This window comes from Varunaivibrio sulfuroxidans (assembly GCF_029318635.1).
In the GTDB taxonomy this organism is placed as follows: Bacteria; Pseudomonadota; Alphaproteobacteria; order Rhodospirillales; family Magnetovibrionaceae; genus Varunaivibrio; species Varunaivibrio sulfuroxidans.
Genome location: NZ_CP119676.1, coordinates 56341 through 82353, shown reverse-complemented (window position 1 = coordinate 82353; position 26013 = coordinate 56341). Strand labels below are relative to the sequence as shown.

General features: G+C 59.0%; 28 protein-coding genes. 8 read left to right on the top strand and 20 right to left on the bottom strand.

What is annotated here, in order from left to right:
* Positions 1–57: 57 nt before the first annotated feature.
* Both P3M64_RS00350 and P3M64_RS00345 read right to left on the bottom strand, forming a co-directional pair.
* Positions 58–1125: a quinone-dependent dihydroorotate dehydrogenase gene (locus P3M64_RS00350; RefSeq protein WP_132938926.1), complete on the bottom strand. Its 1068-nt coding sequence runs from the start codon at positions 1123–1125 to the stop codon at positions 58–60.
* A gap of 17 nt (positions 1126–1142) precedes the next feature.
* Positions 1143–1508 carry a DUF952 domain-containing protein gene (locus P3M64_RS00345; RefSeq protein ID WP_132938927.1) on the bottom strand — a complete coding sequence of 122 codons (366 nt, stop codon included), beginning with the start codon at positions 1506–1508 and terminating at the stop codon, positions 1143–1145.
* A gap of 315 nt (positions 1509–1823) precedes the next feature.
* Here P3M64_RS00345 and P3M64_RS00340 point away from each other — a divergent pair, with 315 nt between their 5' ends.
* From P3M64_RS00340 to P3M64_RS00330, 3 genes are all read left to right on the top strand, one after another.
* The gene (locus tag P3M64_RS00340) at positions 1824–2060 is read left to right on the top strand and encodes a hypothetical protein (RefSeq protein WP_132938928.1); all 237 of its coding nucleotides are present in this window, start codon (positions 1824–1826) and stop codon (positions 2058–2060) included.
* A gap of 66 nt (positions 2061–2126) precedes the next feature.
* On the top strand, positions 2127–2282 hold the full coding sequence (locus tag P3M64_RS00335) for a hypothetical protein (RefSeq protein WP_165886296.1): 156 nt from the start codon (positions 2127–2129) through the stop codon (positions 2280–2282).
* Between the two features lie 180 nt (positions 2283–2462).
* Complete coding sequence (locus P3M64_RS00330; RefSeq protein ID WP_132938929.1) at positions 2463–2915, top strand: ligand-binding protein SH3; 453 nt, start codon at positions 2463–2465, stop codon at positions 2913–2915.
* A 146-nt stretch (positions 2916–3061) separates the two neighbouring features.
* Here the strand turns inward: P3M64_RS00330 and P3M64_RS00325 are convergent, their stop codons facing one another.
* The 8 genes from P3M64_RS00325 to napF form a co-directional block, all read right to left on the bottom strand.
* Positions 3062–4138, bottom strand: a complete 1077-nt coding sequence (locus P3M64_RS00325; RefSeq protein WP_132938930.1) for a FecR family protein — start codon at positions 4136–4138, stop codon at positions 3062–3064.
* A 195-nt stretch (positions 4139–4333) separates the two neighbouring features.
* On the bottom strand, positions 4334–4972 hold the full coding sequence (locus tag P3M64_RS00320) for a NapC/NirT family cytochrome c (protein ID WP_132938931.1): 639 nt from the start codon (positions 4970–4972) through the stop codon (positions 4334–4336).
* A gap of 49 nt (positions 4973–5021) precedes the next feature.
* On the bottom strand, positions 5022–5477 hold the full coding sequence (locus P3M64_RS00315; protein WP_243644764.1) for a nitrate reductase cytochrome c-type subunit: 456 nt from the start codon (positions 5475–5477) through the stop codon (positions 5022–5024).
* A gap of 29 nt (positions 5478–5506) precedes the next feature.
* Positions 5507–6463: a quinol dehydrogenase ferredoxin subunit NapH gene (gene napH / locus P3M64_RS00310; protein WP_132938932.1), complete on the bottom strand. Its 957-nt coding sequence runs from the start codon at positions 6461–6463 to the stop codon at positions 5507–5509.
* Positions 6460–7266 carry a ferredoxin-type protein NapG gene (napG, locus tag P3M64_RS00305; protein ID WP_243644765.1) on the bottom strand — a complete coding sequence of 269 codons (807 nt, stop codon included), beginning with the start codon at positions 7264–7266 and terminating at the stop codon, positions 6460–6462. Before napG ends, napH begins: the two co-directional genes overlap by 4 nt.
* 19 nt (positions 7267–7285) lie before the next feature.
* On the bottom strand, positions 7286–9781 hold the full coding sequence (gene napA, locus P3M64_RS00300) for a nitrate reductase catalytic subunit NapA (RefSeq protein ID WP_132938933.1): 2496 nt from the start codon (positions 9779–9781) through the stop codon (positions 7286–7288).
* Complete coding sequence (locus P3M64_RS00295; RefSeq protein ID WP_165886297.1) at positions 9778–10035, bottom strand: chaperone NapD; 258 nt, start codon at positions 10033–10035, stop codon at positions 9778–9780. Before P3M64_RS00295 ends, napA begins: the two co-directional genes overlap by 4 nt.
* Before the next feature lie 94 nt (positions 10036–10129).
* Positions 10130–10693, bottom strand: a complete 564-nt coding sequence (napF, locus tag P3M64_RS14385; RefSeq protein WP_207893156.1) for a ferredoxin-type protein NapF — start codon at positions 10691–10693, stop codon at positions 10130–10132.
* Between the two features lie 104 nt (positions 10694–10797).
* Between napF and P3M64_RS00290 the strand changes: the two genes are divergently transcribed.
* The 3 genes from P3M64_RS00290 to P3M64_RS00280 all read left to right on the top strand — a co-directional run bounded on the left by P3M64_RS00290 (position 10798) and on the right by P3M64_RS00280 (position 13200).
* On the top strand, positions 10798–11382 hold the full coding sequence (locus P3M64_RS00290; protein WP_165886298.1) for a SixA phosphatase family protein: 585 nt from the start codon (positions 10798–10800) through the stop codon (positions 11380–11382).
* 109 nt (positions 11383–11491) lie between these two features.
* Positions 11492–12370 carry a mechanosensitive ion channel family protein gene (locus P3M64_RS00285; RefSeq protein ID WP_132938936.1) on the top strand — a complete coding sequence of 293 codons (879 nt, stop codon included), beginning with the start codon at positions 11492–11494 and terminating at the stop codon, positions 12368–12370.
* Between the two features lie 206 nt (positions 12371–12576).
* Positions 12577–13200, top strand: coding sequence for a LysE family translocator (locus P3M64_RS00280; RefSeq protein ID WP_132938937.1), 624 nt, complete (start codon positions 12577–12579; stop codon positions 13198–13200).
* A gap of 72 nt (positions 13201–13272) precedes the next feature.
* Here the strand turns inward: P3M64_RS00280 and P3M64_RS00275 are convergent, their stop codons facing one another.
* Positions 13273–14778: a CoA-acylating methylmalonate-semialdehyde dehydrogenase gene (locus P3M64_RS00275; protein WP_132938938.1), complete on the bottom strand. Its 1506-nt coding sequence runs from the start codon at positions 14776–14778 to the stop codon at positions 13273–13275.
* Between the two features lie 201 nt (positions 14779–14979).
* A complete protein-coding gene (locus P3M64_RS00270) occupies positions 14980–16680 on the bottom strand; it encodes a formate--tetrahydrofolate ligase (RefSeq protein WP_456119829.1) in 1701 nt (566 codons plus the stop codon).
* Positions 16681–16968: 288 nt separating this feature from the next.
* Between P3M64_RS00270 and P3M64_RS00265 the strand changes: the two genes are divergently transcribed.
* On the top strand, positions 16969–18219 hold the full coding sequence (locus P3M64_RS00265) for an NnrS family protein (protein ID WP_165886299.1): 1251 nt from the start codon (positions 16969–16971) through the stop codon (positions 18217–18219).
* Between the two features lie 25 nt (positions 18220–18244).
* On the opposite strand, the gene P3M64_RS00260 is transcribed toward P3M64_RS00265, so the two are convergent.
* Together P3M64_RS00260 and P3M64_RS00255 are read right to left on the bottom strand one after the other, a co-directional pair.
* Complete coding sequence (locus P3M64_RS00260; RefSeq protein ID WP_132938940.1) at positions 18245–18958, bottom strand: Crp/Fnr family transcriptional regulator; 714 nt, start codon at positions 18956–18958, stop codon at positions 18245–18247.
* A gap of 172 nt (positions 18959–19130) precedes the next feature.
* Positions 19131–19679 (bottom strand): cupin domain-containing protein, encoded by a 549-nt coding sequence (locus P3M64_RS00255; protein ID WP_132938941.1) that lies wholly within the window; start codon positions 19677–19679, stop codon positions 19131–19133.
* A 157-nt stretch (positions 19680–19836) separates the two neighbouring features.
* Here P3M64_RS00255 and P3M64_RS00250 point away from each other — a divergent pair, with 157 nt between their 5' ends.
* Positions 19837–21165, top strand: coding sequence for an aspartate aminotransferase family protein (locus P3M64_RS00250; protein WP_132938942.1), 1329 nt, complete (start codon positions 19837–19839; stop codon positions 21163–21165).
* A 39-nt stretch (positions 21166–21204) separates the two neighbouring features.
* Here P3M64_RS00250 and P3M64_RS00245 read toward each other — a convergent pair whose 3' ends face one another.
* The 6 genes from P3M64_RS00245 to msrA form a co-directional block, all read right to left on the bottom strand.
* The gene (locus P3M64_RS00245; RefSeq protein ID WP_132938943.1) at positions 21205–22620 is read right to left on the bottom strand and encodes a cytochrome P450; all 1416 of its coding nucleotides are present in this window, start codon (positions 22618–22620) and stop codon (positions 21205–21207) included.
* Positions 22621–22661: 41 nt separating this feature from the next.
* Complete coding sequence (locus P3M64_RS00240) at positions 22662–22937, bottom strand: hypothetical protein (protein WP_132938944.1); 276 nt, start codon at positions 22935–22937, stop codon at positions 22662–22664.
* Entirely contained in the window at positions 22927–23589 is a 663-nt protein-coding gene (locus P3M64_RS00235; RefSeq protein WP_132938945.1) for an acyl-homoserine-lactone synthase, read from the bottom strand. Before P3M64_RS00235 ends, P3M64_RS00240 begins: the two co-directional genes overlap by 11 nt.
* Positions 23590–23720: 131 nt before the next feature.
* Positions 23721–24467, bottom strand: a complete 747-nt coding sequence (locus P3M64_RS00230) for a helix-turn-helix transcriptional regulator (RefSeq protein WP_132938946.1) — start codon at positions 24465–24467, stop codon at positions 23721–23723.
* A 458-nt stretch (positions 24468–24925) separates the two neighbouring features.
* The gene (locus P3M64_RS00225; protein WP_243644766.1) at positions 24926–25414 is read right to left on the bottom strand and encodes a helix-turn-helix domain-containing protein; all 489 of its coding nucleotides are present in this window, start codon (positions 25412–25414) and stop codon (positions 24926–24928) included.
* 73 nt (positions 25415–25487) lie between these two features.
* The gene (msrA, locus tag P3M64_RS00220) at positions 25488–25979 is read right to left on the bottom strand and encodes a peptide-methionine (S)-S-oxide reductase MsrA (RefSeq protein WP_132938947.1); all 492 of its coding nucleotides are present in this window, start codon (positions 25977–25979) and stop codon (positions 25488–25490) included.
* Between the last annotated feature and the right edge of the window lie 34 nt (positions 25980–26013).

The following is a 26013-nucleotide window of genomic DNA, read 5'->3' as shown; positions in this document are numbered from 1 at the left end:
GAACACAAGAAAAAGCGGCCCTAACGTCTTTCCGCGACGTCTTTCCGCGAGGTCTCCTTAGCGATGATCCGCTCCGATGGCGGCTTGGATGCTCTCAAAACCGTCGCGGCGCAAGCAGGCGGCGAGGTTGCGGTTGAGCTTATTCGCCAGCAACGGGCCTTCGTAAACCATCGCGCTATAGAGCTGGACCAACGACGCACCGGCGCGGATCTTGGCGTAGGCCCCACCCCCGTCCTCGACCCCACCGACACCGATCAACGGCAGTTTGCCGTCGGTCAGACGGTACATTTCACCCAGAACGCGGGTCGATTCCGCAAACAAAGGCCGCCCGGAAAGACCCCCGGTTTCGCGTTTCTGCGGGTCGGTCAGGCTGGATGGTCGGCAAATCGTGGTGTTGGAGACGATCAGGCCGTCGATCCCGGTTTCCAGGGCGACGGCGGCGATGTCGGCCTTGTCCTCGTCGGTCAGATCGGGGGCGATTTTCAACAACAGGGGCGGCGGGGCGTCGCCGCCGACCTCGGCGCGGTTTTCCATCACCGCGCCAAGCAGGCGCAGCAATTCGCCGCGCCCCTGCAGGGCGCGCAGGCCCGGCGTATTGGGCGAGGAAACGTTAACCACCAGATAATCGGCCAGGGGCGTGAAGCGACGCGTCCCTAGCACGTAATCATTAAGCGCGTTGACCGTGCTTTTATTTTTACCCAAGTTGACGCCGACGATACCCCCACCGTCTCGGGCGCGCGTGCGTCCTTCGAGGCGCGCGGCGACGGCCTCCATGCCTTCATTGTTAAACCCCATCCGGTTGATCACCGCGCGGTCGCTTTCCAGGCGGAACAGACGCGGTCTCGGATTGCCCGACTGGGCCAGCGGCGTGACCGAGCCGACCTCGACAAAGCCAAAACCCAGTTTCAGCATTTCCCGATAAACCTTGGCGTTCTTATCGAACCCGGCGGCGAGACCAATGGGATTGGGAAAGTCCATGCCCCAAAGCCGTTGATGCAAGATCTCATCCACATAGGGCGCGGGACCTCCGATCATCCCCGTTTCCAGTGCGCGCAACGCCAAGGCGTGCGCGCGTTCGGGATCCATCGGGCGAATCAAGGGCCACACGAGTTTATAAAAATCCATGGTGGCGGTCTTCCCCCTTACACGTGCGGCGCCGAAAAGCTTGTCGGAAAGACATGCTGTCCGCTGTTTTCATCCAGGGGAAGATCATCGGTGCGCATCACCGCCGACGGCGCTAACGCACCGTATAAGTGGGGGAACAAACGGTTATCCCTGGAAAGCTCCCAGCGCAAGGCATCCCCCAAAGCGCCCGGGTCCACCGTCAAGAGGACAAGTCCCCTTTGTCCCGCCCGATGCTTGGCGGCGCTTTGTTGGACCTGGGACGCCGTCGAAAAATGAATGAAGCCATCCTCGCGATCCTGACTGGACCCACCATAAACGCCTTGCGCTCTCGCCTGCGTCCACTCATCCCGTCGGCAAATATGAAAAATATATTCTTGAGCCATCCGCGAAATCTATCAGTTCACGGCTGCGAAGAACAGCCACCTTAAAAGGTCATGCGCATTTCGCAAAAGGCGCTATCGGAAAAATGCTTTGCAAAATGCATATGATTGTACACCAAAGCGGGCGCCGAGGCCATGAAGGGGGATTGCCTTGGGGTTCAAAAAAGGAATTTCAGACAACCTTTCATAAAATAAGCGCTTTTTTTTTGAAAACCCCGTCGAAAGACCCACATACAAACAAAGATGATAAAAACCAGGGTGTGGCACGCTCATTGCTTGCAAAAAAAATAACACCTGTATAACAAAAAGGAGCCAATCATGGCCACCGCACACTACCCCGCCAATAACGACAATCACTGGGATACAGCCATTCAAACCCGGGGCGGCGCCCTGTTTAAGTCGCTCGCGCTTTTGGATTCCCTTGGACGTTCCGGCTTGGTTCTGATGCCCGATGTGCCTACCGAACAAATGCTTTTGTCCACGGCCAAAAACGCCGGAATAACGGTCGAGCAGGCGGCGCTGGCATACCAGGCGATGATGCGTTCCGTCGAATAGGGCGATCTTCTCGCTCAACATGAAAAAACCTACACCTTAAAAGCAACAACAAAGAAAGGGCGCCCCATGTCCCGTCACACTCCCGTTTATCCTCAGCGAGGCGATCAGTCCCGAGTGAAGGCGCAAAGCCGCGTTTTTACAAGCGGCCCGACCCCCGCGATGTGGGTCGCCGGAATCGGCGCGGCGATCATGATCAAGATTATCGCCACCCTGCTTGCATAGGTTATTTCAACGGCGTGTCCGCGGGGTGAAAAATTCCCGCGGACATTTTTTACGTCCTATATCTTGACTATTTTACTAAGGTATACCATATTGTACATAGCAAACATTAGAGTTTACGCATGAACACCCGAAGACGCTGGGTCGTCGTGCGCTCAGGAATGTAGAATAAGGAGAATACCGATGAGCGGTTTTATTCCCAATTTCCCCGCTGAGGGCATTGTCACCGTGAACCGCGTCATTTTAAAGCCCGAGTTCGACGTTGACGATCTTCAAGAACGCGTCGCGCTTTTGTGCGAAAACGTGAAGACATATCACTCCGAGACCGGTTTTCACGGCGGTTTTGTGATGCTGAACAGTGGCGTTATTTCCAACGAAGGCAGCACGATAGGAAAAGCCGTCGAAAGCCCGTTGAAGGACCGCGAAGCCCTGATTGTGACTTTTTGGAGTTCCTTCGAGGAGCACGAAAAGTCGCACCAAAGCGAAACCTTTCAACCGTTGTTCAATGAGGTTCTTGAGTTGTGCGAAAACGGTAACGAAGAGGTCGCCTATGAAATGATGTGGTCCGGGAAAGCCTACAATCCCGAGGAGGCCCGCGCCGCCCGAGACGCAAAAAAGCGCCACATGGCCGCCTAATTGACGATTAACCCACGTTATAACCGACCTTATAAGTCGGACTTTTGGGGTTCCCCCCTACCCCTCCGAACTACCTCACGCCTCCCCCCGGCGAGAGGTTTTTTTTTACGCCACACGGAAAGCCGCGCACCCGCCGGAAGGACGGCTCAATCGCGTTCCCCGTGATCGTTTGATGACGTTCCATCCGATCCGCCCCCCGTATCGTGGGCGCTTTCCCGGCTCTGCGCCGAATCGCGTTCCGGGCTCCGATCGCCGCCGCCCTGATCGCCTTCGCCGCCGGAGACATCCCCGCCGCCCATTCCCTGTTCGGAAGACGCACGATCGCCTTCTTGGAGGTCCGCCCTGTCGATCCGGGTCTCTGCGCCGGAAAGTTCCCCACGATCGCCTTCCTGGCGCGCACCCAACAAATCCGAGCCGCCGGCGCCATCGCCTTCTGCGTGCACGCCCTCATCGTGGACCGCCTCCTGGACGTCTCCAAGCCGGTCGCCCTCAAGGCCGTCCAAGGGCTGTTTTTGTTCCTCACGCCAATGGGCGACCCCGGAAACGTAGCCATCGACCCCCTCGTCATTGGTCAGTTCGATCCCCTTTAGCGGACGGCCTTCAAAGCCCCCCGCCGAGACGGTGGAGGAAGTTCCCGTTTTCAACTCCTGAACGGCGCCACTTTCACGCGAACGGATAAACGCCCGACCGTGGATGACACCCACGGTCGTCGCGCCATTGCGGGCGACGCGAATAATCAATTCAGTGCCACGAATACCGATGGTGGCGCTGGATGTTTCAATGCGGATTGCCTGCTTGGGAAGTTTTCCCGACACATAATGAAAAGCCCCCTCGAATAAATTCAAGGTGAGACGGCCACCCTTGCGCACCGGATCGAAGACCAGATCATCGACGACCAACGCCGAGTTCGCCCCTAACGTCAAGTGGGTATCATCCTTCAGCAGCACCCGCAAGAATGCGCGCGCGCCGGTTTCCAAGACTTCGCCCCGATAGACCTGATCATCGGGAACCATCGCGACCTTGCGGCGTAGGGGCGGCGTGCCGAAAACATCAAGCCGCACCTCACGCACCACGCCCACGGCAACATCCGCGGCGGCGGACGGAGCGGCCCGAAAAACCCCGAGGGAAATTGCCCCGATGGCGACGAGGACAATCCCCCAACACACGCAATGCGCGTTCCGTTTTTTGGGTTTTTTCATCCACGCACGGACTCGGGCTGTCATGGCATCCTCCTTGTGGCAGATACTCTAACAACGCCCCGGCTTCACGAATCCATCCCAAAGAGCGCGACGCGCCGTCTCGTGACGGGCATAGGACGGAACGAGACGCCCCCCATTGAGCACAGCGCGCCCGGCGTCACGGTGAAAACCTTGGGGCGCCCTTCCGCCATATCCGTGAGAATTTCGCCATAACGGAAATTATTGCCCGCCTCCATTGAGTGTTCGCTCGGCCTTAAACGCTCCCGCGGGCAATTGGTGGGCGATCCCCTTGTGACAATCGATGCACGTTTTGCCTTCGTCGAGCGCCTGTTGATGACGGGTGCGCGAACGTTTTTCCTGGGTCGTGAAATCCATATAGGCCATGTTGTGGCAGTTGCGGCATTCGCGCGAATTTGTCGCCTTCATGGTGCGCCACACATTGGTCGCCAATTCCAAGCGTTTGGCCTCGAATTTTTCCCGCGTATCCACGGTGCCTAAAATGTGATGAAACAATTCATTGGAGGCGCGGATTTTTCGCGCCACCTTATGTATCCAGGTCTTTGGAACATGGCAATCGGGGCACGTCGCGCGCACGCCGGTTCGGTTGGAGTAGTGGATCGTCCTACGGTATTCCTGGTAGACGTTATCTTTCATTTCGTGACACGAGACGCAAAAAGCCTCGCTATTGGTCAATTCCATGGACCAGTTGAAACCGCCCCAAAAGACAATTCCGGAAATGAACCCGACAACCAGTATTCCCCCCAGCGTGTAGCGCGCGCTCGGCCGGCGCAGCGCCCTCCACGACCGGCGAAACCATCCGCCTTCTTTTTTCAAGTTCTCCGATTTTTCGTCGTTCATCGCTGATCCCCTTCACCGGAGCCGCGCCCACGCGCGGCGAAACGATCTTTCATTTGGTATCGAACGCGGAATGGAACGTGTTGCCGACCAAGGCGCGCGCGCGTTCCTGGGGAACATGGCACTGGGTGCAGAACCACCGGGCGCGGCTGACCTTGTCCAGGGCGACCCCGTTGCGATCGTGGTAATGGGTTTCACTGACCTTGGGGGCGCCCTCCTGGGCGTTATAAGGCCAATCATGGCAACGCAGGCATTGATTGACCTTCAGATTGATTTGATAGTTGTCGATCTTGTGTGGGATCAACGGTGGTTGCTGGCGATACGCTCTTTGGAATCGCGCATCGACGTTTTGTTGCTTCAAATCCTCGGCCGGCGCGGTATCCTCGATCCCCACCGGACCGCGCAAGGACTGAACGCCCGGATCTTGCGCGACGCCGTCGCTCGCAATGGCAAGAACGCCAAACACGCCGCCGCCGACAATCACCGCGGCCTTAAGCATCATTCTCATGACCCATCTCCCTTCCAAAAATCGGTTCATCATGGCTTTCGTCCTTCCGTTGTCTCGACATGGGAATATCCCGCCTCACGCGCCCCTTCCCTCGTGTTGAAGACGCCGGGTCCTGTCGGGCGCACGGCGGCAAGACGCCATGAAAAAGCGAAAACTTCTTTTTCGCAAACATCGATGCAACGCCCGCAGTTGGTGCAAACACCGGAAAGGATCCGTCTTGAAGCGTCCTTTTGCGTGCCGCGCAACGCCGGCGCGATAACCTGCGGCTCGGGACAAACGGCAAAGCAATCCATACAATCGTCGCACCGTTCCCGTTCTTTTGCGGCGACGCGCAGCAACGCGCCCGCGCCAAGCACGCCATAAAACGCACCCATCGGGCATAGGCGACCGCACCAACCACGTCTTGAGATTAGAAAATCGAAAACGAAAATTGCAAAAACCACCGTCCAGGCGTAACCGAAGCCGAACAGCAGACTACGGCTAAGAACCGTCACCGGGTTGATCAGTTCCCACGCCGGCAGGGCGGCGAAGACGGCGGCGAGCAGTGTCGCCCCCAAAAGCCAAAAACGCGTTTCGGCGGGGGGCGTCCATCCCTTTGGTAGTTGCAACCGTTTGGACAGCCAGCGCGCGGCGTCGGTAACAATGTTCATCGGGCAGACGAAGGCGCAGTAGGCCCGCCCGCCGACAAGCATGTAAAATCCCAAAACAATCGCCGCCCCAATCAGGGTAGTGCTCGCCAGAAGGTGGCCCGCGGCGAGCGATTGCAAGGCGACGTACGGATCGCTGAGGGGCAGGACGCCCATGGTTTTGCTCGAGATCAACGATCCCTTGACGATCCACACCCCATACATCGGGCCGGCCAAAAACAGCGCGATGACGCCAAACTGCGACGCCCGTCGCAACAACAACCATTTGTGCCGACGCAACCAGGGGCGGCGGCGGGGCGGCGGGGCATCGTATTGCCCACGTGCGCGTATCGCGGTCATGGCCGTCCTCCCGGCGAGGGTGACGCGGGCATACGGTCGGGAAGGTCGATCAGGCCGGGCACCAGAGGGCCGCCATGGCGTTTTTCCTCGACCCATCCGAGGCGGTAATGATCGCCGATCTCGCCCTTCACCAAATGGCGCGGCAAGACGCGGATCGCGGCGCGCTCCAACACGCAAGCGCGCTCGCATTTGCCGCATCCGGTACAGGCCTCGCTATGAACGGTGGGGATGAACATGGCGTGTTTACCGGTGCGCGGATTGTGCAACATCTCCAAGGTGATCGCCTTGTCCATCAAGGGACAGACCCGAAAACAGACGTCGCAGCGCAAGCCCTGGAAATTCAGGCAGGTTTCGTGATCGGTCAGCACCGCGAGTCCCATCCGCGCGGCGTCGATGTGCGTTAATTCAGGGTCGAGCGCCGCCGTCGGGCAAGCCTTGACGCAGGGAATGTCCTCGCACATTTCGCACGGCGCGCGCCGGGCGATGAAATAAGGCGTGCCGACGGGGACTTCCTCGCCAAAACGGGCCAGCCCCAGGGTCGGGTACGGGCAATCGCGCACGCACAGGCCGCAGCGCACGCAGGCGGCGAGAAACGCCCCTTCGTCGCCCGCCCCCGGCGGACGCAGGGCCACGGCGGGGAGGCCGTGGGCGTCACGGCTGAACAGATCCAGCGCCAGCGCGAACACCCCGGCGCCGGCGGCGGCCCTGGCGATTTTCACCAGAAACCGACGCCGCGCGCCCTGCCCGCGCACCGGTGGAGGCGCGGGTGGAGGAGACGGGGTTCGTGCGGAGGGGGTATCCACGACCGTTCACCTTCGCCAATTACGCCTTTTCAACCCGGCAGGCGCACTTTTTGTAATCCGTTTCCTTGGAAAGCGGATCGGTGGCGTCCAATGTTAATTTATTGACAAGCTGACTGGCGTCGAACCAGGGAATGAACACCAGTCCCCGCGGTGGGCGATTGCGTCCCCGGGTTTCGACGCGCGATTTCATCTCGCCGCGACGGGTTCGGACCATCACTTCCTGACCCCGGCGCAACCCACGCGCCTTGGCGTCGTCCGGATGCATGAAAACCTGGGCGTTGGGGAAGGCGCGGTACAGTTCGGGGACCCGCCGGGTCATCGACCCCGAATGCCAATGTTCGAGGACACGCCCGGTACTCAACCACAGGTCGTAATCCTTGTCCGGGCTTTCGGCGGGCGGCTCGTAAGGCGCGAAGATGATGTTCGCCCGCCCGTCCGGCTTGCCGTAAAAATCGATCCCCTTGCCCTTCGCCACGTGGGGATCGTACCCCTCGCGGAACCGCCATAGGGTTTCCTTACCGTCGATTACCGGCCAACGCAAACCGCGCGCTTTGTGGTACATATCGAACGGCGCCTGCTCGTGGCCGATCTTGGGGCCGTCATATTGGAATTTGCGATATTCCTCGAACAGGCCCTTCTGTACATAGTAGCCGAAATCGTGGGACTCGTCGTTATCGAACCCGGCGTAGGTCTGCGACAGCGGGAAGGCATCGACCTGGCCGTTCTGGAACAAGACGTCGTACAAGGTCTTGCCCCGGTATTGCGGTTTTTTCGCGACCAAATCCTCGGGCCAGACTTCCTCGACCTTAAAGCGTTTGGAAAATTCCATCAGTTGCCATAAATCGGACTTCACCCCCGGGGCCGGCTTGACCTGCTGACGCCAGAATTGGGTGCGTCTTTCGGCGTTGCCGTAAGCCCCCTCTTTTTCCATCCACATCGCGGTCGGTAAAATTAAATCGCCGGCCAGCGCAGTGACCGTCGGATAGGGGTCGGACACGATGATGAAGTTTTCGGGGTTGCGATAGCCGGGGAACGTTTCCTCGTTCATATTCGCCCCGGCCTGCATATTGTTGTTGCACATCACCCAATAGGCGTTGAGCTTGCCGTCTTTCAGCATCCGGTTTTGCAGCACCGCATGGTACCCCGGCTTGGGATTGATCGTGCCTTCGGGCAGCTTCCAAATGCGCTCCGCCGCGTCGCGGTGTTTTTTGTTCATCACCACCAAATCGGCGGGCAAGCGATGAGCGAAGGTGCCGACCTCGCGCGCGGTTCCGCACGCCGAGGGTTGGCCGGTCAACGAGAACGGGCCGTTGCCCGGTTCGGAAATTTTCCCCATCAGCAGATGCACGTTATAAATCAGCCCGTTCACCCACACCCCCCGGGTGTGTTGGTTGAACCCCATGGTCCAGTACGAGGTGATCTTCTTGTTGGGATCGGCGTACAACTTGGCCAGTCGTTCCAAATTTTCCGCCGGCACCCCGGACAGGGCGCTGACCTTTTCCAGGGTGTATTCGGAAACGGACCGGGCGTAGTCGTCGAAGGAAATTTTTGTCAATGCTCCCTTTCCCGGATTTTTCGCCTTCTTTTCCAGGGGATTATCCGGGCGCAGGCCATAACCGATGTCGGTTGGGGTCTTCGTGAAGTGGGTATGGTTGTCGATGAATTCCTGATTGTAGGCCTTATGCTGGATGATGTAGTTGGCGATGTAATTGAGGATCGCCAAGTCGGTCTGCGGCGTGAAAACGATGGGATTGTCGGCCAATTCGAAGCAGCGATGCTCGAAAGTGGACAGCACGTGAACTTCGCAGCCGGGTTTGGTCAGGCGCGTGTCGGTCAGGCGCGACCACAAAATGGGATGCATCTCGGCCATGTTCGCTCCCCACAGGACGAACGCGTCGGCGTGCTCCAGATCGTCGTAGCAGCCCATCGGCTCGTCGATGCCGAAGGCGCGCATAAACGCGCCGACCGCCGAGGCCATGCAGTGGCGCGCGTTGGGGTCGAGGTTGTTGGAACGGAATCCGGCCTTGATCAGCTTGGAGGCGGCATAGCCTTCCCAGATCGTCCACTGGCCCGATCCGAACATGCCGACCGAGGTCGGGCCTTTTTTCTTCAGGGCCTCTTTCCATTTTTCGGCCATGACGTCGAAGGCTTCGTCCCACGACACTTCGGCAAACGCACCGTTTTTGTCGAATTTCCCGTTTTTCTTGCGCAGCAGGGGCTTGGTCAGGCGGTCTTTCCCGTACATGATCTTGGACAGGAAATATCCCTTGATGCAGTTCAGGCCCTTGTTCACCGGGGCCTCGGGGTCGCCCTGGGTGGCGACGATCTTGCCGTCCTTGGTGCCGATCAAGACACCGCACCCGGTGCCGCAAAACCGACAAACCCCCTTGTCCCAGCGGATATCGTTTTCTTTGCCCACCTGGGCCAGAGTGGTGACCGGAAGGCTAACGCCCGCCGCAGCCGCAGCCGCAGCCGCCGCGTTGGCCTTGATGAAATCACGCCTTGAAACACTCATCGACTGTCCTCCTGATCGCCCTGAAAATTATCGAAGTGGCAATAAATAAGGGATGTGGAGATCACACCCTCCACATCCCGAATACTGTTCATGGCCTGAACGGCGCGCCCGTCATCAGGCTGATCCACGGTCACGACGATGCGCCCGCCCTCGCCTGGAGAATGAACCTCGACGCCGTCGATGGCGCGCAACGCGTCGGCCACGATCGCGGCCCCGTCGAGGTGTGTAAAGACAACCAATCCCGAGACACTCATGGTTCGGCTCCCCATTGCCCAGCCGCGGAGCGTTCCTCCCACTCCGCACGCAAACCTCTCTCACGGGTTTCAATTTCGAGAATTGAATAACGCGTTATGAAATCGAGATCGCGTTCACTGGACATGGAGCGTAGCAGGCCCCGCATCCCGTGCATTGACAAGTGTCAATTTCCGGAAAAACGTGTCCTGCGGTGTGAGATTTGAAGGTGATCGCGCGGGTCGGGCACGGGTCGGCGCAAACCCGGCACGTGGTCCCACGCATCGCCAGACAGCGATTCGATATCTGCGCCTTGATTCGCCAGGGCTCGCGGATCCGGGGCGGTGTTTCGGCGCTGAAACGCGACAACGCCCTCGGTTCGCAAACACCGACGCAGCGTGCGCAAAATGTGCATGCACCCCGGAGAAAATCGACCGAAGGCGGAAAATCGACCGAAGGCGCGTCGCGCCGGGCGACATCCGGGTCTTTTTGCCCTTCCGCCATCACCAAGATGCCCTCGGGGCAAGCCGTCACGCAAACTTTACACCGGGTGCATCGCGCCGCAAAGGCGTCGCCATCGAGCGCCCAAGGGGGGCGGGGACCTTGCGTCCGGCGCGCCTTGCGGTTGGGGCGAAGGAACCCTCCCCTAAGAAAGTCCGCCCGCGTGATATCCCGGCTCACGACGTGATCCTCCCAACCGCTGTTCTCTTGGTTATTGGCGATCTCTCGCAATCAGTATACTATTGCCGAACGACAAATAAAGGCCGCAAGAACCGGGAACGATCGTGAAAACCCTATACTTGCTTCGCCACGCCAAATCCGATACTCGCCATCATGACGGCGACGATTTCGGTCGCGCCTTAAGCCCACGCGGACGGCGCGCGGCGTCCTCGATCGGGCGCCTGATGGCGACACGGGGATGGACACCGCAATTCGTCCACTGTTCGACCGCCGCACGGGCGCGCCAGACCTGGGACGGCGTCGTCACGGGGCTGCACGCCATCCCTATGGAAACTTTCGGTGAGGGGAACCGCACGCCGCCTGTCGTTTATCACGACCGACTATATCTAAGTACGCCGGAAGTCATGATCGAGGTGCTGCGCGAAACACCGCCCGTTTGCGAGAACGCTCTGCTGATCGCCCATAACCCGGGAATGGAAAATCTGGTGCGCCGCCTGTGCGGCCCCGGATCCGACGCCCAAGAGGTCGAAAAGGTCCGGCGTAAATATCCGACGGCGGCCTTGTCCATAATCACGGTCGAGGGAGCCTCCTGGCGCAATATCGGAGTCGCGCCAAGCCGCTTAACACGCTTCGTTAGGCCCGCGGACCTGGACGAGACTCCGCCCCCGGCAGATATCCTATTGCCATAAACGAGCGGTCCTTTCATGGTGTCCATACCCCAGCTTCGAATGCACCGTGGGTTCGAACGCACCATGGGCGCGACGACATTATTTACGAAATTCACGAACGGAAAAATTCATGAACGGTCAGGCGGAATATATCGTTAACGGCGCCCAAAAGGCGATCGAGCAAATCGTGCAACTGATGACCCAATACGGGCTGAACGTCCTGGGCGCGATCGTCATCCTGATCTTGGGGCTGTGGATCGCCCGCAGGGGGGCGCATATCACCCAGGCGGCCCTGCGCCGGACCAAGCGGATCGACGAAACCCTGGTCACGTTTTTTTCCTCGATCGTGCAATACACGATCATCACCTTCACCGCCCTTGCCGTTCTCAGCCAGTTCGGCGTTCAAACGGCCAGCCTGCTTACCGTCCTGGGCGCCGCGGGTTTGGCCGTCGGCCTCGCCTTGCAAGGCACCCTCAGCAATGTCGCGGCGGGAGTCATGCTGCTGATCTTCCGCCCCTTCAAGGTCGGCGATTTCATCGATGTCGCGGGCAAGTCGGGCACCGTCAACGAACTCAATCTGTTTTTCACCATGATGGCCACCGTGGACAATATCCGCGTTATTCTTCCCAACAGCCAAGTATGGGGCAGCGCCCTGAGCAATTTTTCCACCAACCCCACCCGCCGTGTCGATTTGTTGATCGGAGTTTCCTACGGCGACAACATCGACAAGGCCATGGGGGTCATCAAAGACATCATTGCCCGGGACGAACGCATTCATAAGGAACCGGAGCCCCTGGTCGCGGTATTCGAATTGGGAGAAAGCTCGGTCAACATCGTCATCCGCGTATGGACCTCGAAAGACGATTTCTGGGCGCTTAAATTCGCCTTGACCAAGGCCATCAAGGAAGGCTTCGACGCCAACGCCATTACCATTCCCTTCCCCACCCGCACGCTCGTGGGCGCGCCTTGGAAAGAAGCACGCGATCGCGCGCCAGACGCGCCAAATTGATGGGTCCCGGGTCTAATGGCGGATGCAACAAATTCACTCTCGAAATAGCAAGCTTACGGCGCGCCTTTATTCTTTGGCCATAACGTGCGGGTCTTCGTGAACTCACGATCTATCGGGCCTTGCCTTGCGGGGCGCCCTGACATAATGATAAGCGATGCTCCGGCGCCGACAAGGCGCGATCGCTCTTTCTTGCTAAAGGTCCTTCAATGACGTGGCAGACTTGGATCGCCTTTGTTTCCGTGGTCAGCGCCTTGGTCGCGCTCCCCGGACCCGCCGTGTTAATGGCCCTAAACCTCGGCGCACGCAACGGTTACCGGGGGGCCGCGCCCGCGATTGTCGGCAACATCAGCGGGCTTGCGATCATGATCGCGGCCTCGGCGCTGGGGATCGGCGGTCTGATGAAAACATCGGCGATGGCCTTCATGGCGTTAAAGATCGCGGGCGGCGCGTATCTGATCTATCTCGGCGTTAAGATGATCCGCGCCAAGGAGCGTAACACGCCACGCCCGATCACGGCGACGGTCAAGCCCGTGGGACCGGCGCGGCGCTATGTCGAGGGCGTCGGCGTGGCGTTGAGCAATCCCAAGGCGATTTTATTTTGCGCCGCCCTGTTCCCCCAGTTTCTCAATTCCAACGCCAGCGCATGGCCTCAGTTGTTGATCCTGGGGGCGACGATGATGAGCCTCTCCTTTATCGGCCTGTCGATGTACGCCGCGCTGGCCAAAAGCGTGGCGAAGAAAACCCGTGCCGGAACATCCAAGATCTACGAGCGCATCTCCGGGGCGCTCTTTATCGCGCTGGGGATCGGCATCGCCCTCAGTCGTCGTTGATGCGCACGGGGTCCATCGGGCGGCGGTTAACCGCGCGTCCGCTCTTGCGTATCTGAATAAACATTCCAAACTTTAATGTTCTGCGCCGCTTTTAAAACTGAACTGCGCGCCGTCCTTGATCCCCGAGGGCCAACGCGCCGTCGTCGTCTTCAACTTGGTGTAAAAACGCACCCCTTCCATGCCGTGCATGTGGTGATCGCCGAAAAGAGAGCGCTTCCAGCCGCCAAAGCTGTGATACGCCACCGGCACCGGAATCGGCACATTGACCCCGACCATGCCGACCTGGACCCGATTGACGAAATCGCGTGCGGCGTCGCCGTCACGGGTGAAGATCGCCGTCCCGTTGCCGTATTCGTGTTCGTTGACCAGATGCAGGGCCTGCTCGTAATTCTGCGCCCGCACCACCCCGAGAACGGGGCCGAAAATTTCCTCGCGGTAAATTTTCATATCCTCGGTGACCCGATCGAATAGCGTTCCGCCCAGAAAATAGCCGTTTTCATAGCCCTGCAGCGAAAGCCCGCGGCCATCGACGACCAACTCGGCGCCGGCGTCAACGCCACTTTGGATATAGTCTTCAATACGCGCCTTGGCCTGAGCGGTGACAACCGGACCCATTTGCGTCTCGGGATCGCTCGCCGGACCGACTTTAAGGGCGCGAACTCGGTCCGCCAAACGGCCGACCAGGGTATCGGCGGTCTCTTCGCCGACGGCGACGGCGATGGAAATCGCCATGCACCGTTCGCCCGCCGAGCCGTATCCCGCCCCCATCAGGGCGTCAACGGTCTGGTCCATATCGGCGTCGGGCATCACGACCAGATGGTTTTTCGCCCCGCACAGCGCCTGCACCCGTTTGCCGTGCGCGCAGCCTTCGCTGTAGATGTATTCGCCGACCGCGGTCGAGCCGACGAAACTGACCGCTTTCACGCCCGGATCGCGAAGGATGGTATCGACCGCTTCCTTGTCGCCGTTGACCAGATTAAGCACGCCCTTGGGCAGTCCGGCCGCGTTCAGAAGTTCGACGATTTTCAACGTCGCCGAGGGATCGCGCTCCGACGGTTTCAAGACAAACGTGTTGCCGCAGGCCAGCGCCACCGGGAACATCCACATCGGCACCATCGCCGGAAAATTGAACGGTGTGATCCCGGCCACGACCCCCACCGGCTGGCGCACCGAGAAGGTATCGACATTGCCGGCGACGCCTTCGCTGAATTCCCCCTTCAGCAGGTGGGGAACGCCACAGGCGAACTCCACCACCTCGATCCCGCGCACCACTTCGCCGCGGGCGTCATCGACGGTTTTGCCGTGCTCTGCGGAAATCAATTCGGCGATGTCGTCTTGATGGGCGCGCAACAGGTCACGAAAGGCGAACATCACTTGGGCGCGCTTGGCGGGGGCCAACGCCGACCACGCGGGCAACGCGGCGGCGGCGCTGGCGATCGCCCCGCGCACCTCATCGCCGGAGGCCAAAGGAGCACGAGCGCAAACCTCGCCCGTCGCCGGGTTGAACACATCGGCGAAGCGTCCGCCGGCGCCGTCAACCATCGCGCCGTCGATAAAATGAGTGAGTGTTTTGATCATGTCCGAATTCCTTAAGGGTCAACGCCTAAAAAGGGCGCGGCGCGCCATCACCGCGCGGCTGCCTTTCCCGCAGGGTAACACGTCAATTTTACTTTAACGAATGGGTTTCTTTACGAATATCAACATATTGAATTCAATCATTTTTTATATCCAAAATATAAATATATTTAGGGGCAGGACCTAACGCCATTCATAGGAAAATCAAAACAAGCCCTCGATACGTCCCGCGTCGTCGAAGTGGATTTTTTCCGCCGCCGGACGGCGCGGCAAACCGGGCATGGTCATGATGTCGCCGCAGATGACGACGACGAATCCGGCCCCCGCCGACAGGCGAACGTCGCGCATCGGCATGACATGATTACTGGGCGCGCCCTTTAAATCGGGATCGGTGGAAAAACTGTAAGGGGTCTTGGCGATGCATACCGGCAAGTTGCCGTGGCCGGTATCCTGAAGATGCTGAAATTTGCCACGGATTTTTTTGTCGGCGATAATGCCCTGCGCGCCGTACACCGATTGCGCCACCGTGCGCACCTTGTCCCATAGCGACATCTCGTCGGGATAGAGGAAGCGGAACGTGTTGTCCTTTTCCGCGATCACCGCCATGACCTGACGGGCGAGGTCCAGCGCGCCTTTTGATCCCTCGGTAAAGTGGGTGCAAACGCTGACCCCGACGCCCAGTTCGGCGCAGTGCTGGCGCACCAGGTCGATCTCGCCGTCCGTATCGCCGGGGAAACGGTTGATCGCCACCACCTGGGGCACACCGAAGTGGCGCACGTTTTCGACATGGCGGGAAAGATTGACGAGGCCTTTCTTCAGGCTTTCGCAGTCTTCACGCGCGAGGGCCGCCTTATCCGCGCCGCCGTGCACCTTCAACGCCCGGATGGTGGCGACGATGACCGCCGCGTCGGGATGCAGGTCGCCCTTGCGGCACTTGATGTTGAAAAATTTCTCGGCCCCGAGGTCGGCCCCGAAGCCCGCCTCGGTGACCACGATATCGGCCGTTTTCAGGGCGGTGCGCGTCGCGATGAGGGAATTGCAGCCGTGGGCGATATTGGCGAACGGGCCGCCGTGCACGAAGGCCGGGGTGCCTTCCAGGGTCTGCACCAGGTTAGGCTCCAGGGCGTCCTTAAGCAGGACGCTCATCGCGCCGTCCGCTTTCAGATCGCGGGCGGTGACCTCCTCGCGGGAAAAGTTTTCCGCAACCACGATATCGCCCAGGCGGCGGGTCAAATCCTCCCGATTTTCCGACAGGCACAACACCGCCATGATTTCCGACGCCACCGTGATGTCGAAGCCGTCCTGGCGGGGAATGCCTCCCGTCACCCCGCCCAGTCCGCAGACCACCTCGCGCAGGGCGCGGTCGTTCATATCGACGGCGCGCCGCCAAGTCACCCGGCGGGGATCGATACCCAAATCGTTGTCCCAGTGGACATGGTTGTCGATCATCGCCGACAGCAGATTATTGGCCGCCCCGATGGCGTGAAAATCGCCGGTGAAGTGCAGGTTGATGTCTTCCATCGGCACGACCTGGGAATAACCCCCCCCGGCGGCGCCGCCCTTCATGCCGAAACACGGTCCCAGCGACGGCTCGCGCAAGCAAATGGCGGCCCTTTGCCCCAGCGCGCCGAGGGCGTCGCCGAGACCGACCGCGGTCGTCGTCTTGCCCTCGCCCATCGGCGTCGGCGACATGGCGGTGACCAGCACCAATCGTCCCGACGGCTTGTCCCGCTGCGCCTCGATCCAGGGCAGCGCTATCTTGGCCTTGTCCGTGCCGTAGGCTTTCAGGGCGTCCTCGGGGATGTTCAGCTTCGCGGCGATCTTTGCAATCGGTCGGAGCGCGCCGGCGCGGGCGATCTCGATATCGGAGGCCATTTTTTGATTATCGGATATCTTCTTCGTCATCACTGAAAACCCTCTTGTCAAACAAGCCATTTCTAAAACACGAGCCATTTCTAAAACATAGGCCGTGACCTTACGCGAGGAACCAAAGCGCGCCAAGCGGCCAGGGGCACACGCCAAATGGGGCGCAAGCCAAAAGCGTTCATAAACGTCGCACCGAACACGTCGCGCATACTTGATTCCCATCAAGGCCGACCCCACGCCGCCATGGTTAAATGGCGTGGACGCTTTGTCTGCCGTCACGGCGGCTACACGCAACGACTGCAACACACAACGAAAGAGAAGCTGTTTATGGCCACACCCATTACCCCCACCCCGCATGTATCGCCCTCCCCCCCATCACATTTCGCACTTTTCGCCAGCGGTTTTCGTCCGTTTTTCCTGGCCGCCGGCATTCAAGGGGTCCTCGCGATGGTCGTTTGGGTCCTGCTTTACGGGGGGCGCGCATCCCTACCGATCACCGCGTCGCCGGCGGTCTGGCACGGACATGAAATGCTCTATGGCTACGCCATGGCGGCGATTTCCGGTTTCTTGCTGACCGTTGTGCCCAATTGGACCGGACAGGGAAAGGCTTCCGGGGGAAAACTGATCGGTCTGTTTTCGGTCTGGGTGATCGGACGTATCGCGTACTGGATGTCGGGATACTTGCCCGCCGCGGTGGTGGCGGTCGCCGATCTCGCCTACATTCCCGTCTTGCTGTTGATCATCACGCCCCCCCTAATGGCGGCGTCGAACCGACGGCAGATGATCTTTGTCCCCATCATGGCGATGGTGTTCCTCGGCGACCTTATGGTGCATCTGGACAGCCTCGGCGTGACCTGGCTGGGATCGTGGCTCACCGCCCAGCGCGGTCTGGTTCTCGGCCTCGACATGATCATGGTGCTGATCACCATCATGGGGGGACGCGTGATCCCCAGTTTTACTTCGAGCACCCTGGGACACGGCGACCCCACGATCAAGGTCGTGCAGCGCCCCTGGGTCGAAAAAATCATCCTCCCAGCGACGGCCCTGGTCGCCCTGGCCGATCTTATTTTCGGTTTCGATCACGTCATTTCGGGCACGCTGGCCTTGATCGTCGGCGTGCTTCATGGCGTGCGCATGTCCGGTTGGCAGACCCGGCGCACCCTCGCCAATCCGATTCTCTGGGTCCTCCATCTCGGGTACGCCTGGCTGGTCGTGGGGTTCGTGCTAAAGGGTTTCGCCGTTTTGACGCCCTGGATCGACCCGATTTCGGCCTTTCACGCCCAAACCGTGGGCGCGATCGGGATCATCACTTTGGGCATCATGACCCGCGCCTCGCTAGGACACAGCGGACGGGTTATCCGGGCGGCGCCAAGCATCACGCTGGCCTATATTTTGATTGCGTTGGCGGCGTTGGTTCGGGTACTGGGCGCGGCGATCGCCCCCGATGTCTCACTGCCTTACTTGGGATCGCTTGAGGTCGGCCTCTCTGGAACTTTATGGGCCTTAGGTTTTTTGCTCTACACGATCCACTACACCCCGATTTTCCTGAAACCGCGCATCGACGGGCGTCCCGGATAGAGGGGCGCATCGGGAAGGGGAATATTTAAGAACAGCGATCAATGCGCGGCGGGCACAAGTCTTCGTCGTCTTTACCCAGCGTCAACAAAATATCGACGTCGGCAATGATGACGGTGCTGCCTTGAGTCTTGACGCCATAAGAACCCAACTTGGAAAATGACCGCGACAGGGTTTCCGGTTGCATGCCCAGGCGCGCCGCGATCAACGCTTTATCGATGGGTAAATGCAGTTCCACCGCTCCTTCCCGGCGCGCCGCCAACTGGCCGAGAAACAAGGCTAGGCGTTCGACCGAGGAGCGCACCGTGATCTGTTCGACCTGATGGACCACTTGGCGCATCCGCCGCGACATCGCCGACATGATGTTCAAGCAGAGGTCCGCATTGGAGCGCAGGGCGCGCAGCAAGGGTTCGCCGGGGACCTCCAGCAGACGCGCGTCGCAGACCACCTCGGCGGAGACCGGATATACGCTTTCATCGAAAATGGCGGCCTCGGCGAAGCTTTCACCACCGGTCAACACCTCGATAACGCTTTCATGGCCATCGGCGCTCTGACGGTACAGCTTTACCCAGCCTTCAAAAATAATATAAAAACGGGTCGCCGGATCGCCTTGCAGAAAAAGCGTCGTGTGGCGCGGCACCGTTGTAATCGCCATGTGACCTAAAAGTTTACGCACCTCGACGTCGGGCAGCCCTGCAAACACCGCCAAACGCCTAAGCATGGCGTAATCGCCTTCACTCATGCCCAGGCGGTGGTCCACTATATTTATCAGAGTATGTTCTTGCACTCTTTACCGACCCCAATTTCACTGTTCACGTTTACTGTTCGCGCGCGCACGCCAGTGTGTAGCTTCGCATCCGGGACCGTCTTTTGTACAGAGAAATAGGCGTAAAACGTATCGACACAGCGCGCGCCTACACGCTGGGCGGCGTGCAAGCGCTGACGACTTCGCATACCTCGTCACCGACATTGCGAAAACGGTGCGGATGACGACTATCGAAATAGTAGGCGTCTCCCGCCTTGAGAACCCGCTTTTGCATCCCCACCGTCACCTCCAGGCGTCCGCGAATGACAATCCCACCCTCCTGAGCCTCATGGGAGAGCATGGATTTTCCGGTATCCGCCCCCGGTTGCAGACATTCGTGCAAAATTTGTATCGCCTGGCGGCGCATGTCGCGCCCGACCTGGCGGTAGGAAATGCGCCCGCCGGCGATTTCGACTAGGTCATCGCCATGAAAGAAAACCTGCCCCTGGGGCTCCTCGTCAACGGCGAAAAAATCGGAGAGCGCCATCGGAAGACCATCCAAAACCCGCTTCAAAAGCCCGACCGAAGGGTTGGTGTTATTGGTCTCAATCAGGGAAATCATGGCGTTGGTGACGCCGCTTTTTTTCGCCAATTCGCGCTGTGACAAGCCGTGCGCCTTGCGCACGAGGCGGAGTTTGTTTCCGATATCAATATTCATAGTCTTACCCATCGTTAAATATACTTATATTCTATCCACTACATTTTTATTTATATCAATGAATTAACATTCTCAATAAAACATCTGCTTATCGGTTATTGAGCATGATAGCCTTTTGGGGATTTGATAAGGCATAGCACAATCAGGAGCCCGCCCGATGCGCCGTCAAGACGCCACGCCCAACGATCTCGAACCGTTTTGGATGCCCTTCAGCGCCAACCGTCAATTTAAAGCCTCCCCACGTTTGCTGGTCGCCGCCCAGGGTATGTATTATACCAGCCACGACAACCGGCGAATTCTCGACGGCACGGCCGGATTGTGGTGCTGTAACGCCGGGCACGGCCACCCTAAAATCGTCGAGGCGATCCAAACCCAGGCGGCGCAACTGGATTACGCCCCGACCTTTCAGATGGGCCACCCCAAGGCCTTCGAACTGGCGGGGCGGCTGGCCAACACCATGGCGGGCGATCTCAACCATGTTTTTTTCACCAACTCCGGCTCGGAATCGGTGGATACGGCGCTGAAAATCGCCCTCGCCTATCACCGCGCCCGCGGCGAGGGCACGAGGACCCGGCTGATCGGACGGGAAAAGGGCTACCACGGTGTCGGTTTCGGCGGCATTTCGGTGGGCGGCCTGGGCAACAACCGCAAGCAGTTCGGCGGCCTGTTGACCGGCGTCGATCATTTGCCCCATTTTCACAACCCGGAACACAACGCCTTTTCCCGTGGCCTGCCCGAATGGGGCGCGCATCTGGCCGACGACCTGGAAAAGTTGGTCGCTCTGCATGACGCCTCGACCATCGCCGCGGTGATCGTCGAGCCGATGGTCGGCTCCGCCGGGGTCATCATGCCGCCCAAAGGTTACCTGGAACGGCTACGCACGCTATGCACCAAGCACGGCATCTTGCTGATTTTCGATGAAGTGATCACCGGATTCGGACGCCTGGGCGCGCCCTTCGCAGTCGATTTTTTCGCCGTCGAGCCCGACCTGGTGACCACCGCCAAGGGCCTGAACAGCGGCGCCGTCCCGATGGGCGCGGTGTTCGCCCAGGACAAAATTTACGACGCCATCGTCAACGCCGCCCCCCCGGGCGCGATCGAATTGTTCCACGGTTACACCTATTCGGCCCACCCCCTGGCCTGCGCCGCCGCCCTGGCGGCTCTCGACGTTTATCAAGGCGAAGGCCTGTTCCAGCGCGCCGCCGAGCTGGCGCCCTATTGGGAAGACGCCGTGCACGCCTTGAAGGGACTGCCCCATGTGATCGACCTGCGCAATCTGGGATTGGTTGCCGGAATCGAATTGGCCGCAATTGACGGCAACCCCGGGGCACGGGGCTACAGTGCGTTTGTTCGCGCCTACGAAGCGGGTCTTTTGGTGCGCGTCACCGGCGATATCATCGCCCTATCGCCGCCGTTGATCGTGGAAAAGGACCAAATCGACACCATGTTCGCCATTCTCGCCGACATCATTAGAACTCTCGACTAGGGTCAGGACCTGGTCGAAGGGCGTTAAGGAACGCCGACCTTAAGGGCGTCGCCGACGCAGTTTCATCTTGATTCCACCTTTCGGGCGCAAGGTGATCATCGGCTCGGGGGCGATCACGCGCGGCGCAACTTGGACGAGGTGAAACCGCCTAGTAACGGCGGCGATCACCAGCGGCGCTTCCATCATGGCGAAGCGGTTGCCCAGGCATACCCTGGGTCCTCCGCCGAAGGGAAAATAGGCCAGCCGGGGACGCCCGGCGGCACGCTCGGGCAGAAAACGGTCGGGATCGAAGATGTTTGGGTTTTCCCAAAATTCGGGATTGCGATGCACGACGTAGGGCGACATCATCACCACCGTCCCCTTGGGCACGCGCACGGCGCCGATCACATCGTCCTCGACGGCTTGGCGCGATAGGGTCCAGACCGGTGGATAAAGGCGCAGGGTTTCCTCGAATACCCGGCGGGTATAGGACAATTTCGGTAGCGTGTCGAAGCCCAGAGGACCGTCGCCCAGCGCGTCAACCTCTTCATACACACGCCGTTCGACATCGGGATGGCGCGCCAGAACGTACCACACCCAAGCCAGGGCGTTGGCCGTGGTTTCATGTCCCGACAACAACACCGACAGAACCTGATCGCGCAACAGTCGATCGCCTGCGCGATCATCCCCATAGGCCTCGATCAGGCCGCTGAGCATATCGTCGGGCGGTGACGGGTCGGCGCGCCGTTGGTCGATGATCCGGTAAGTAATGGCATCCAGACGCGCCAAAGCCTTCTTGTAGGCTCCGTTGGCGGGCGTCGGCAGCCAACGGGGCGCCGGGAAAATCGACCATACCCGCCGCTCGGCGTCACCCAGGGTCTGGGTCAGGCCGTCGTAAACGTCCTTGTGATCGCCGTCGATGCGCAGATTGAAGAGCGCCTGCGCCACCCCATCCAAGGCGATGTGCATCATTTCCGCGGCGACATCGAGATTATCCCCGCGATCGCAGTAACCCTCCCAGCGATCCAGCATGTTTCCCGCCGCGGCGACGATCTTCTGCGCGAAAACATCGAAATTCGGCCCGTGAAAACCCTTATTCAGGGTCCGGCGCTGGGACAGCCATGACGCACCTTCGCTGAGGAAAATACCCTCACCCAAAACCGGGCGCAACGGCTGATAAAACTTGCTTTTGCGATAGTTTTCATGATGGTCCTGAAGTACGTGACGGATGTGCTGCGGCGCGTTGAGCATCAAAATGCTCTCCAGACCGACCCGATAGGGCACCATCGCGCCGTACTCCTTTTGCAGATCGACGAAATAGCCTAGCGGATCTTTTCGTATCGCGCCGACAACGCCCACCCCGGGAAGGCCCGAAGGCCCCGCCAGGGTGCGAAAATCGACAATCGTATCGCGGTAACGACCGTTTCGTTCGCCTCCTTCATCTAGGGGAGAAGAGGAACTCAAAGGGCACGTCATTATTGTATCTTCCTCATCGTATCTTCCTCGCCAAATTACATTCAGGCATTCGTTTTTGTTTGCGGCGCGATGGGCATGGAAAGCACGTCACCATGAGAAATTTCGCCCTGCGGCAGGTGGCTTTCCGCGCGCACCGCCTCCGCCGCGGCGCCGATCAGATGGGCGGTCAAGTCAAACCCTGCGCCTTGGGCTTCCTGACAAAGATATTCCAGGCAATACAGCAGCGATTGCGCACTCACCGGGCCGCCGTCGAATTCACCATCGGGATCGTCCGAGAGGCCGCGTAGGGGTTCGTTGTTATTGTGGTTATGCTGCATTTTTTCTCTCCTTCCACGGGGCGCTGCGGATCACCGATCCGCCGACGCCGCTGACGTGCTGGATATTTTTTAAGACTTGAGGGTTGATATCGAAGCGGCTCGCGAAAGTCACCGTGTCGCCAATCAGATGACGGCGCGATTGCCAACGGGGAACACACCCCAAGCGGGCGTAAATGCGGGCGACCCGGAGGTCGTAGACAGTCATGAACGCACGCACGTCATAGGCGAGACAGGTCTCGACGACGGCGCAAAAAATTTCCGCGATCGCCCGGTGCGCCATCAACACGCGATGGCGCGACGGCGCACCGTCTTCGTCGGGAAAATTTGGAATATCGACGGCCAGGCGGCTGCCCTCCCAGATTTGCGGATCGACGGGCGGGGGCGTGCCGTCCAACAATTGGGGAAAGGTATCCTTCAACATGTAACGCCCCGTCGAGGGGAGTATTCGGGCGCTGCCGATCAATGCCCCGCAATCGTCGAAGGCCAGCAGATAGATCGGGTTCAGATCGTCGTAATCGTCCTTTTCCCGACCGTCGCGAGATACCACCCGCCACCCCAAACGTTCCTTAAATACCCGGTGACGTTGACGAAACATCGCATCCATATCCAACGTTCGGCGGGCAATTTCCTCACCGCGGATAACGTCGATCATTCCCCCTACTCCTCATTGTCCCTACGATAAGGACAATGAGAGCGCATTTTAGAAAATCGGAAACGTCCCCAACTTTGGGGAGGGGCGACCCGGAGGGGAAATCCGAGACCGTTTAAAAAATCCAAGCGTTATCAAGGAACGATCAAACCAAAACAAACGGCCTTGACCACGGCATGCGTTTTGCTGAACACATCGAGCTTGGCGCACGATTGCTTCAGATAGGTGACGACCGTTTCCTGGGAAATATTCAAGATGGCGGCGATCTCGGCGGCTGTTTTCCCCTTCGACGTCCACAGAAGGCATTCTCTCTCGCGCGGGGACAGATGGGGAAGATTGGCGCCATCTTGGGGGTATAACTCCCGAAGCACCACTTCGTGGGCATACATCGCGAAGACCTGTAAATCATGGCGGTGACGGGACCAGTTTTTCCGGAAATCTTCCGCATTACTGTCCGACGCCACATTCAAGATCGCCAACGAGCCGCCGGGGCCATGAATGGGCACCGAGGCGCCGCCGTGGATACCGAATTCCCCGGCCTCGTTGAAAATTCGTTTTTGCACGCTGTTTTTGCCGCCGCCCGGAGTGGCGACACTCTGCCAGTCGAACGGCAGCAACCCACACGCGGCGCGGTCGATGACGGCATCGCTGTTGACGTAATTGTTACCGACGTAGTGTTCGACCCAGGCGTCGGGATAACTGCTGAGATAGAAGGGAACCCTTTTACCCGCGGGCGGGCGCACGACATGATAGGTGTATCGTTCAAAACCAATGGCGCGAACGTAGTCATTGATGGTTTGGCTGACTCCGGCAATATCCTTGCGTTTGCCCAGGGTTTCCAGTTGATCGACAACCCGGTCAATGTTTCTTCGGGACTGCATGACAAAGCCCCCCTACTAATATCGGTCAAAGAAATTTTCCGAACCGCACAGCAGGATATCAATTTTTCATAAAAATTCAACGTCATACAAAAAAATATATAAATAATTTTTTGTTAAAACGTATAATCAACATCTACTTTCATATACATTTTTCAAGAAATGATGTCCTCTTTGCTTCCTTTTTTCATGACTTGCTCGACCCGTGAGTCACTCGGTAATTTTTTAGGCTCGACCCGAGTAAAGAAACGGACGCACGACGACAGCGCCGCGCCGTGGCGATGATCGGCAGTCAAGAAGAAAACCGATGCAAGGACATCGAAAAAAGCGGCGGCCCACCATGAGACCACCGCCCTTCTCATCAACGGCGCATCAATTCAACGGCGCATCAACGGCGACGCACTTAAACGAGGGGAGAGCCTCCGGCGAAATCGGAGGAAAACGGCATCCCGAACGGCCGCCTAATCCTGCGGCGTAAAGTTTGCGGCGGCCTTCACAAGATCGAAAAAGCGCCTGCGCACCTTGGGATCGCTGATTTTATAATAGGCCCGCATCAATTCCAAGGTTTCGCGCTTGTCTAGCATCGAAGGGGATTCGTTGGTCTTGACCGGCACGGCATTTTTTCGCGACGGCAAGCCGTCTTTGGCCGTCAACCCTTCGAAGAAGAAGGATACGGGGACATTCAAGCATTGACCAAATTCAAACAGGCGGCCCGACCCAACCCGGTTGGCGCCGCGTTCGTATTTTTGAATCTGCTGAAAAGTCAGGCCCACCGCGTCGCCGAGATCTTTTTGGCTGAGGCCCAACTGGATGCGCCGGGCGCGAATGCGTCCCCCAACATGGCCGTCAACGGGTGTCGGGCCATCCTTCGTTTTGCGTGGACCGTCCTTCACCCTATGCTGCCCATCCTTCACCTTATGTGGGGAGGTCTTCTTTTTTGCAATCATCATACATATTATTCCAATTCTAAAAGGTTGCGCAACCATCAAATACAGCTAAAAGAAATCCTCAACCCTTAGGGGATTAAGTCTCTCGGGGAATGCGGCAAACCGCCTGCCCCTTTTTTTCCAGATAGTTTTGATGGTAATCCTCCGCCCTCCAGAAGCTCCCCACGGGAAGAATTTCCGTTTCTATTGCTGCGCCGAAACGCCCGCAATCCGTCAACGCGCGGACGACCTCAGTCGCTTCATCACGTTGTTCGTTCGTGTGGTATAAAATGATGGAACGATACTGCGCGCCAACATCCGGTCCTTGACGATTACGCTGGGTAGGATCGTGAATCGTCCAAAACGTCTCAAGCAGGTCCCGATAAGAGACCCGCGCCGGATCGAAGACGACGCGCACGACCTCGGCGTGTCCCGACGCCCCGGAACAAACGTCTTCATACGTCGGCGTTTCCATCGTTCCGCCGGCATAGCCGACGACCGTCTCAAGGACGCCGTCGCACTTGCGAAAGCCCGCCTCGACACCCCAGAAACACCCCCCACCAAAAGTGGCGACTTGTCGTTCCGTCATGCTTCGCACTCCAACAGCGCATATACCCGGCGGC

Excerpts from the sequence above, each read along its gene's own strand:
- P3M64_RS00350 (WP_132938926.1), bottom strand. The coding sequence starts at position 1,125 with ATGGATTTTTATAAACTCGTGTGGCCCTTGATTCGCCCGATGGATCCC.
- P3M64_RS00345 (WP_132938927.1), bottom strand. The coding sequence starts at position 1,508 with ATGGCTCAAGAATATATTTTTCATATTTGCCGACGGGATGAGTGGACG.
- P3M64_RS00340 (WP_132938928.1), top strand. The coding sequence starts at position 1,824 with ATGGCCACCGCACACTACCCCGCCAATAACGACAATCACTGGGATACA.
- P3M64_RS00335 (WP_165886296.1), top strand. The coding sequence starts at position 2,127 with ATGTCCCGTCACACTCCCGTTTATCCTCAGCGAGGCGATCAGTCCCGA.
- P3M64_RS00330 (WP_132938929.1), top strand. The coding sequence starts at position 2,463 with ATGAGCGGTTTTATTCCCAATTTCCCCGCTGAGGGCATTGTCACCGTG.
- P3M64_RS00325 (WP_132938930.1), bottom strand. The coding sequence starts at position 4,138 with ATGACAGCCCGAGTCCGTGCGTGGATGAAAAAACCCAAAAAACGGAAC.
- P3M64_RS00320 (WP_132938931.1), bottom strand. The coding sequence starts at position 4,972 with ATGAACGACGAAAAATCGGAGAACTTGAAAAAAGAAGGCGGATGGTTT.
- P3M64_RS00315 (WP_243644764.1), bottom strand. The coding sequence starts at position 5,477 with ATGAGAATGATGCTTAAGGCCGCGGTGATTGTCGGCGGCGGCGTGTTT.
- napH (WP_132938932.1), bottom strand. The coding sequence starts at position 6,463 with ATGACCGCGATACGCGCACGTGGGCAATACGATGCCCCGCCGCCCCGC.
- napA (WP_132938933.1), bottom strand. The coding sequence starts at position 9,781 with ATGAGTGTTTCAAGGCGTGATTTCATCAAGGCCAACGCGGCGGCTGCG.
- P3M64_RS00295 (WP_165886297.1), bottom strand. The coding sequence starts at position 10,035 with ATGAGTGTCTCGGGATTGGTTGTCTTTACACACCTCGACGGGGCCGCG.
- P3M64_RS00285 (WP_132938936.1), top strand. The coding sequence starts at position 11,492 with ATGAACGGTCAGGCGGAATATATCGTTAACGGCGCCCAAAAGGCGATC.
- P3M64_RS00280 (WP_132938937.1), top strand. The coding sequence starts at position 12,577 with ATGACGTGGCAGACTTGGATCGCCTTTGTTTCCGTGGTCAGCGCCTTG.
- P3M64_RS00275 (WP_132938938.1), bottom strand. The coding sequence starts at position 14,778 with ATGATCAAAACACTCACTCATTTTATCGACGGCGCGATGGTTGACGGC.
- P3M64_RS00270 (WP_456119829.1), bottom strand. The coding sequence starts at position 16,680 with ATGACGAAGAAGATATCCGATAATCAAAAAATGGCCTCCGATATCGAG.
- P3M64_RS00265 (WP_165886299.1), top strand. The coding sequence starts at position 16,969 with ATGGCCACACCCATTACCCCCACCCCGCATGTATCGCCCTCCCCCCCA.
- P3M64_RS00260 (WP_132938940.1), bottom strand. The coding sequence starts at position 18,958 with ATGAGTGAAGGCGATTACGCCATGCTTAGGCGTTTGGCGGTGTTTGCA.
- P3M64_RS00255 (WP_132938941.1), bottom strand. The coding sequence starts at position 19,679 with ATGAATATTGATATCGGAAACAAACTCCGCCTCGTGCGCAAGGCGCAC.
- P3M64_RS00250 (WP_132938942.1), top strand. The coding sequence starts at position 19,837 with ATGCGCCGTCAAGACGCCACGCCCAACGATCTCGAACCGTTTTGGATG.
- P3M64_RS00245 (WP_132938943.1), bottom strand. The coding sequence starts at position 22,620 with ATGACGTGCCCTTTGAGTTCCTCTTCTCCCCTAGATGAAGGAGGCGAA.
- P3M64_RS00240 (WP_132938944.1), bottom strand. The coding sequence starts at position 22,937 with ATGCAGCATAACCACAATAACAACGAACCCCTACGCGGCCTCTCGGAC.
- P3M64_RS00235 (WP_132938945.1), bottom strand. The coding sequence starts at position 23,589 with ATGATCGACGTTATCCGCGGTGAGGAAATTGCCCGCCGAACGTTGGAT.
- P3M64_RS00230 (WP_132938946.1), bottom strand. The coding sequence starts at position 24,467 with ATGCAGTCCCGAAGAAACATTGACCGGGTTGTCGATCAACTGGAAACC.
- P3M64_RS00225 (WP_243644766.1), bottom strand. The coding sequence starts at position 25,414 with ATGATGATTGCAAAAAAGAAGACCTCCCCACATAAGGTGAAGGATGGG.
- msrA (WP_132938947.1), bottom strand. The coding sequence starts at position 25,979 with ATGACGGAACGACAAGTCGCCACTTTTGGTGGGGGGTGTTTCTGGGGT.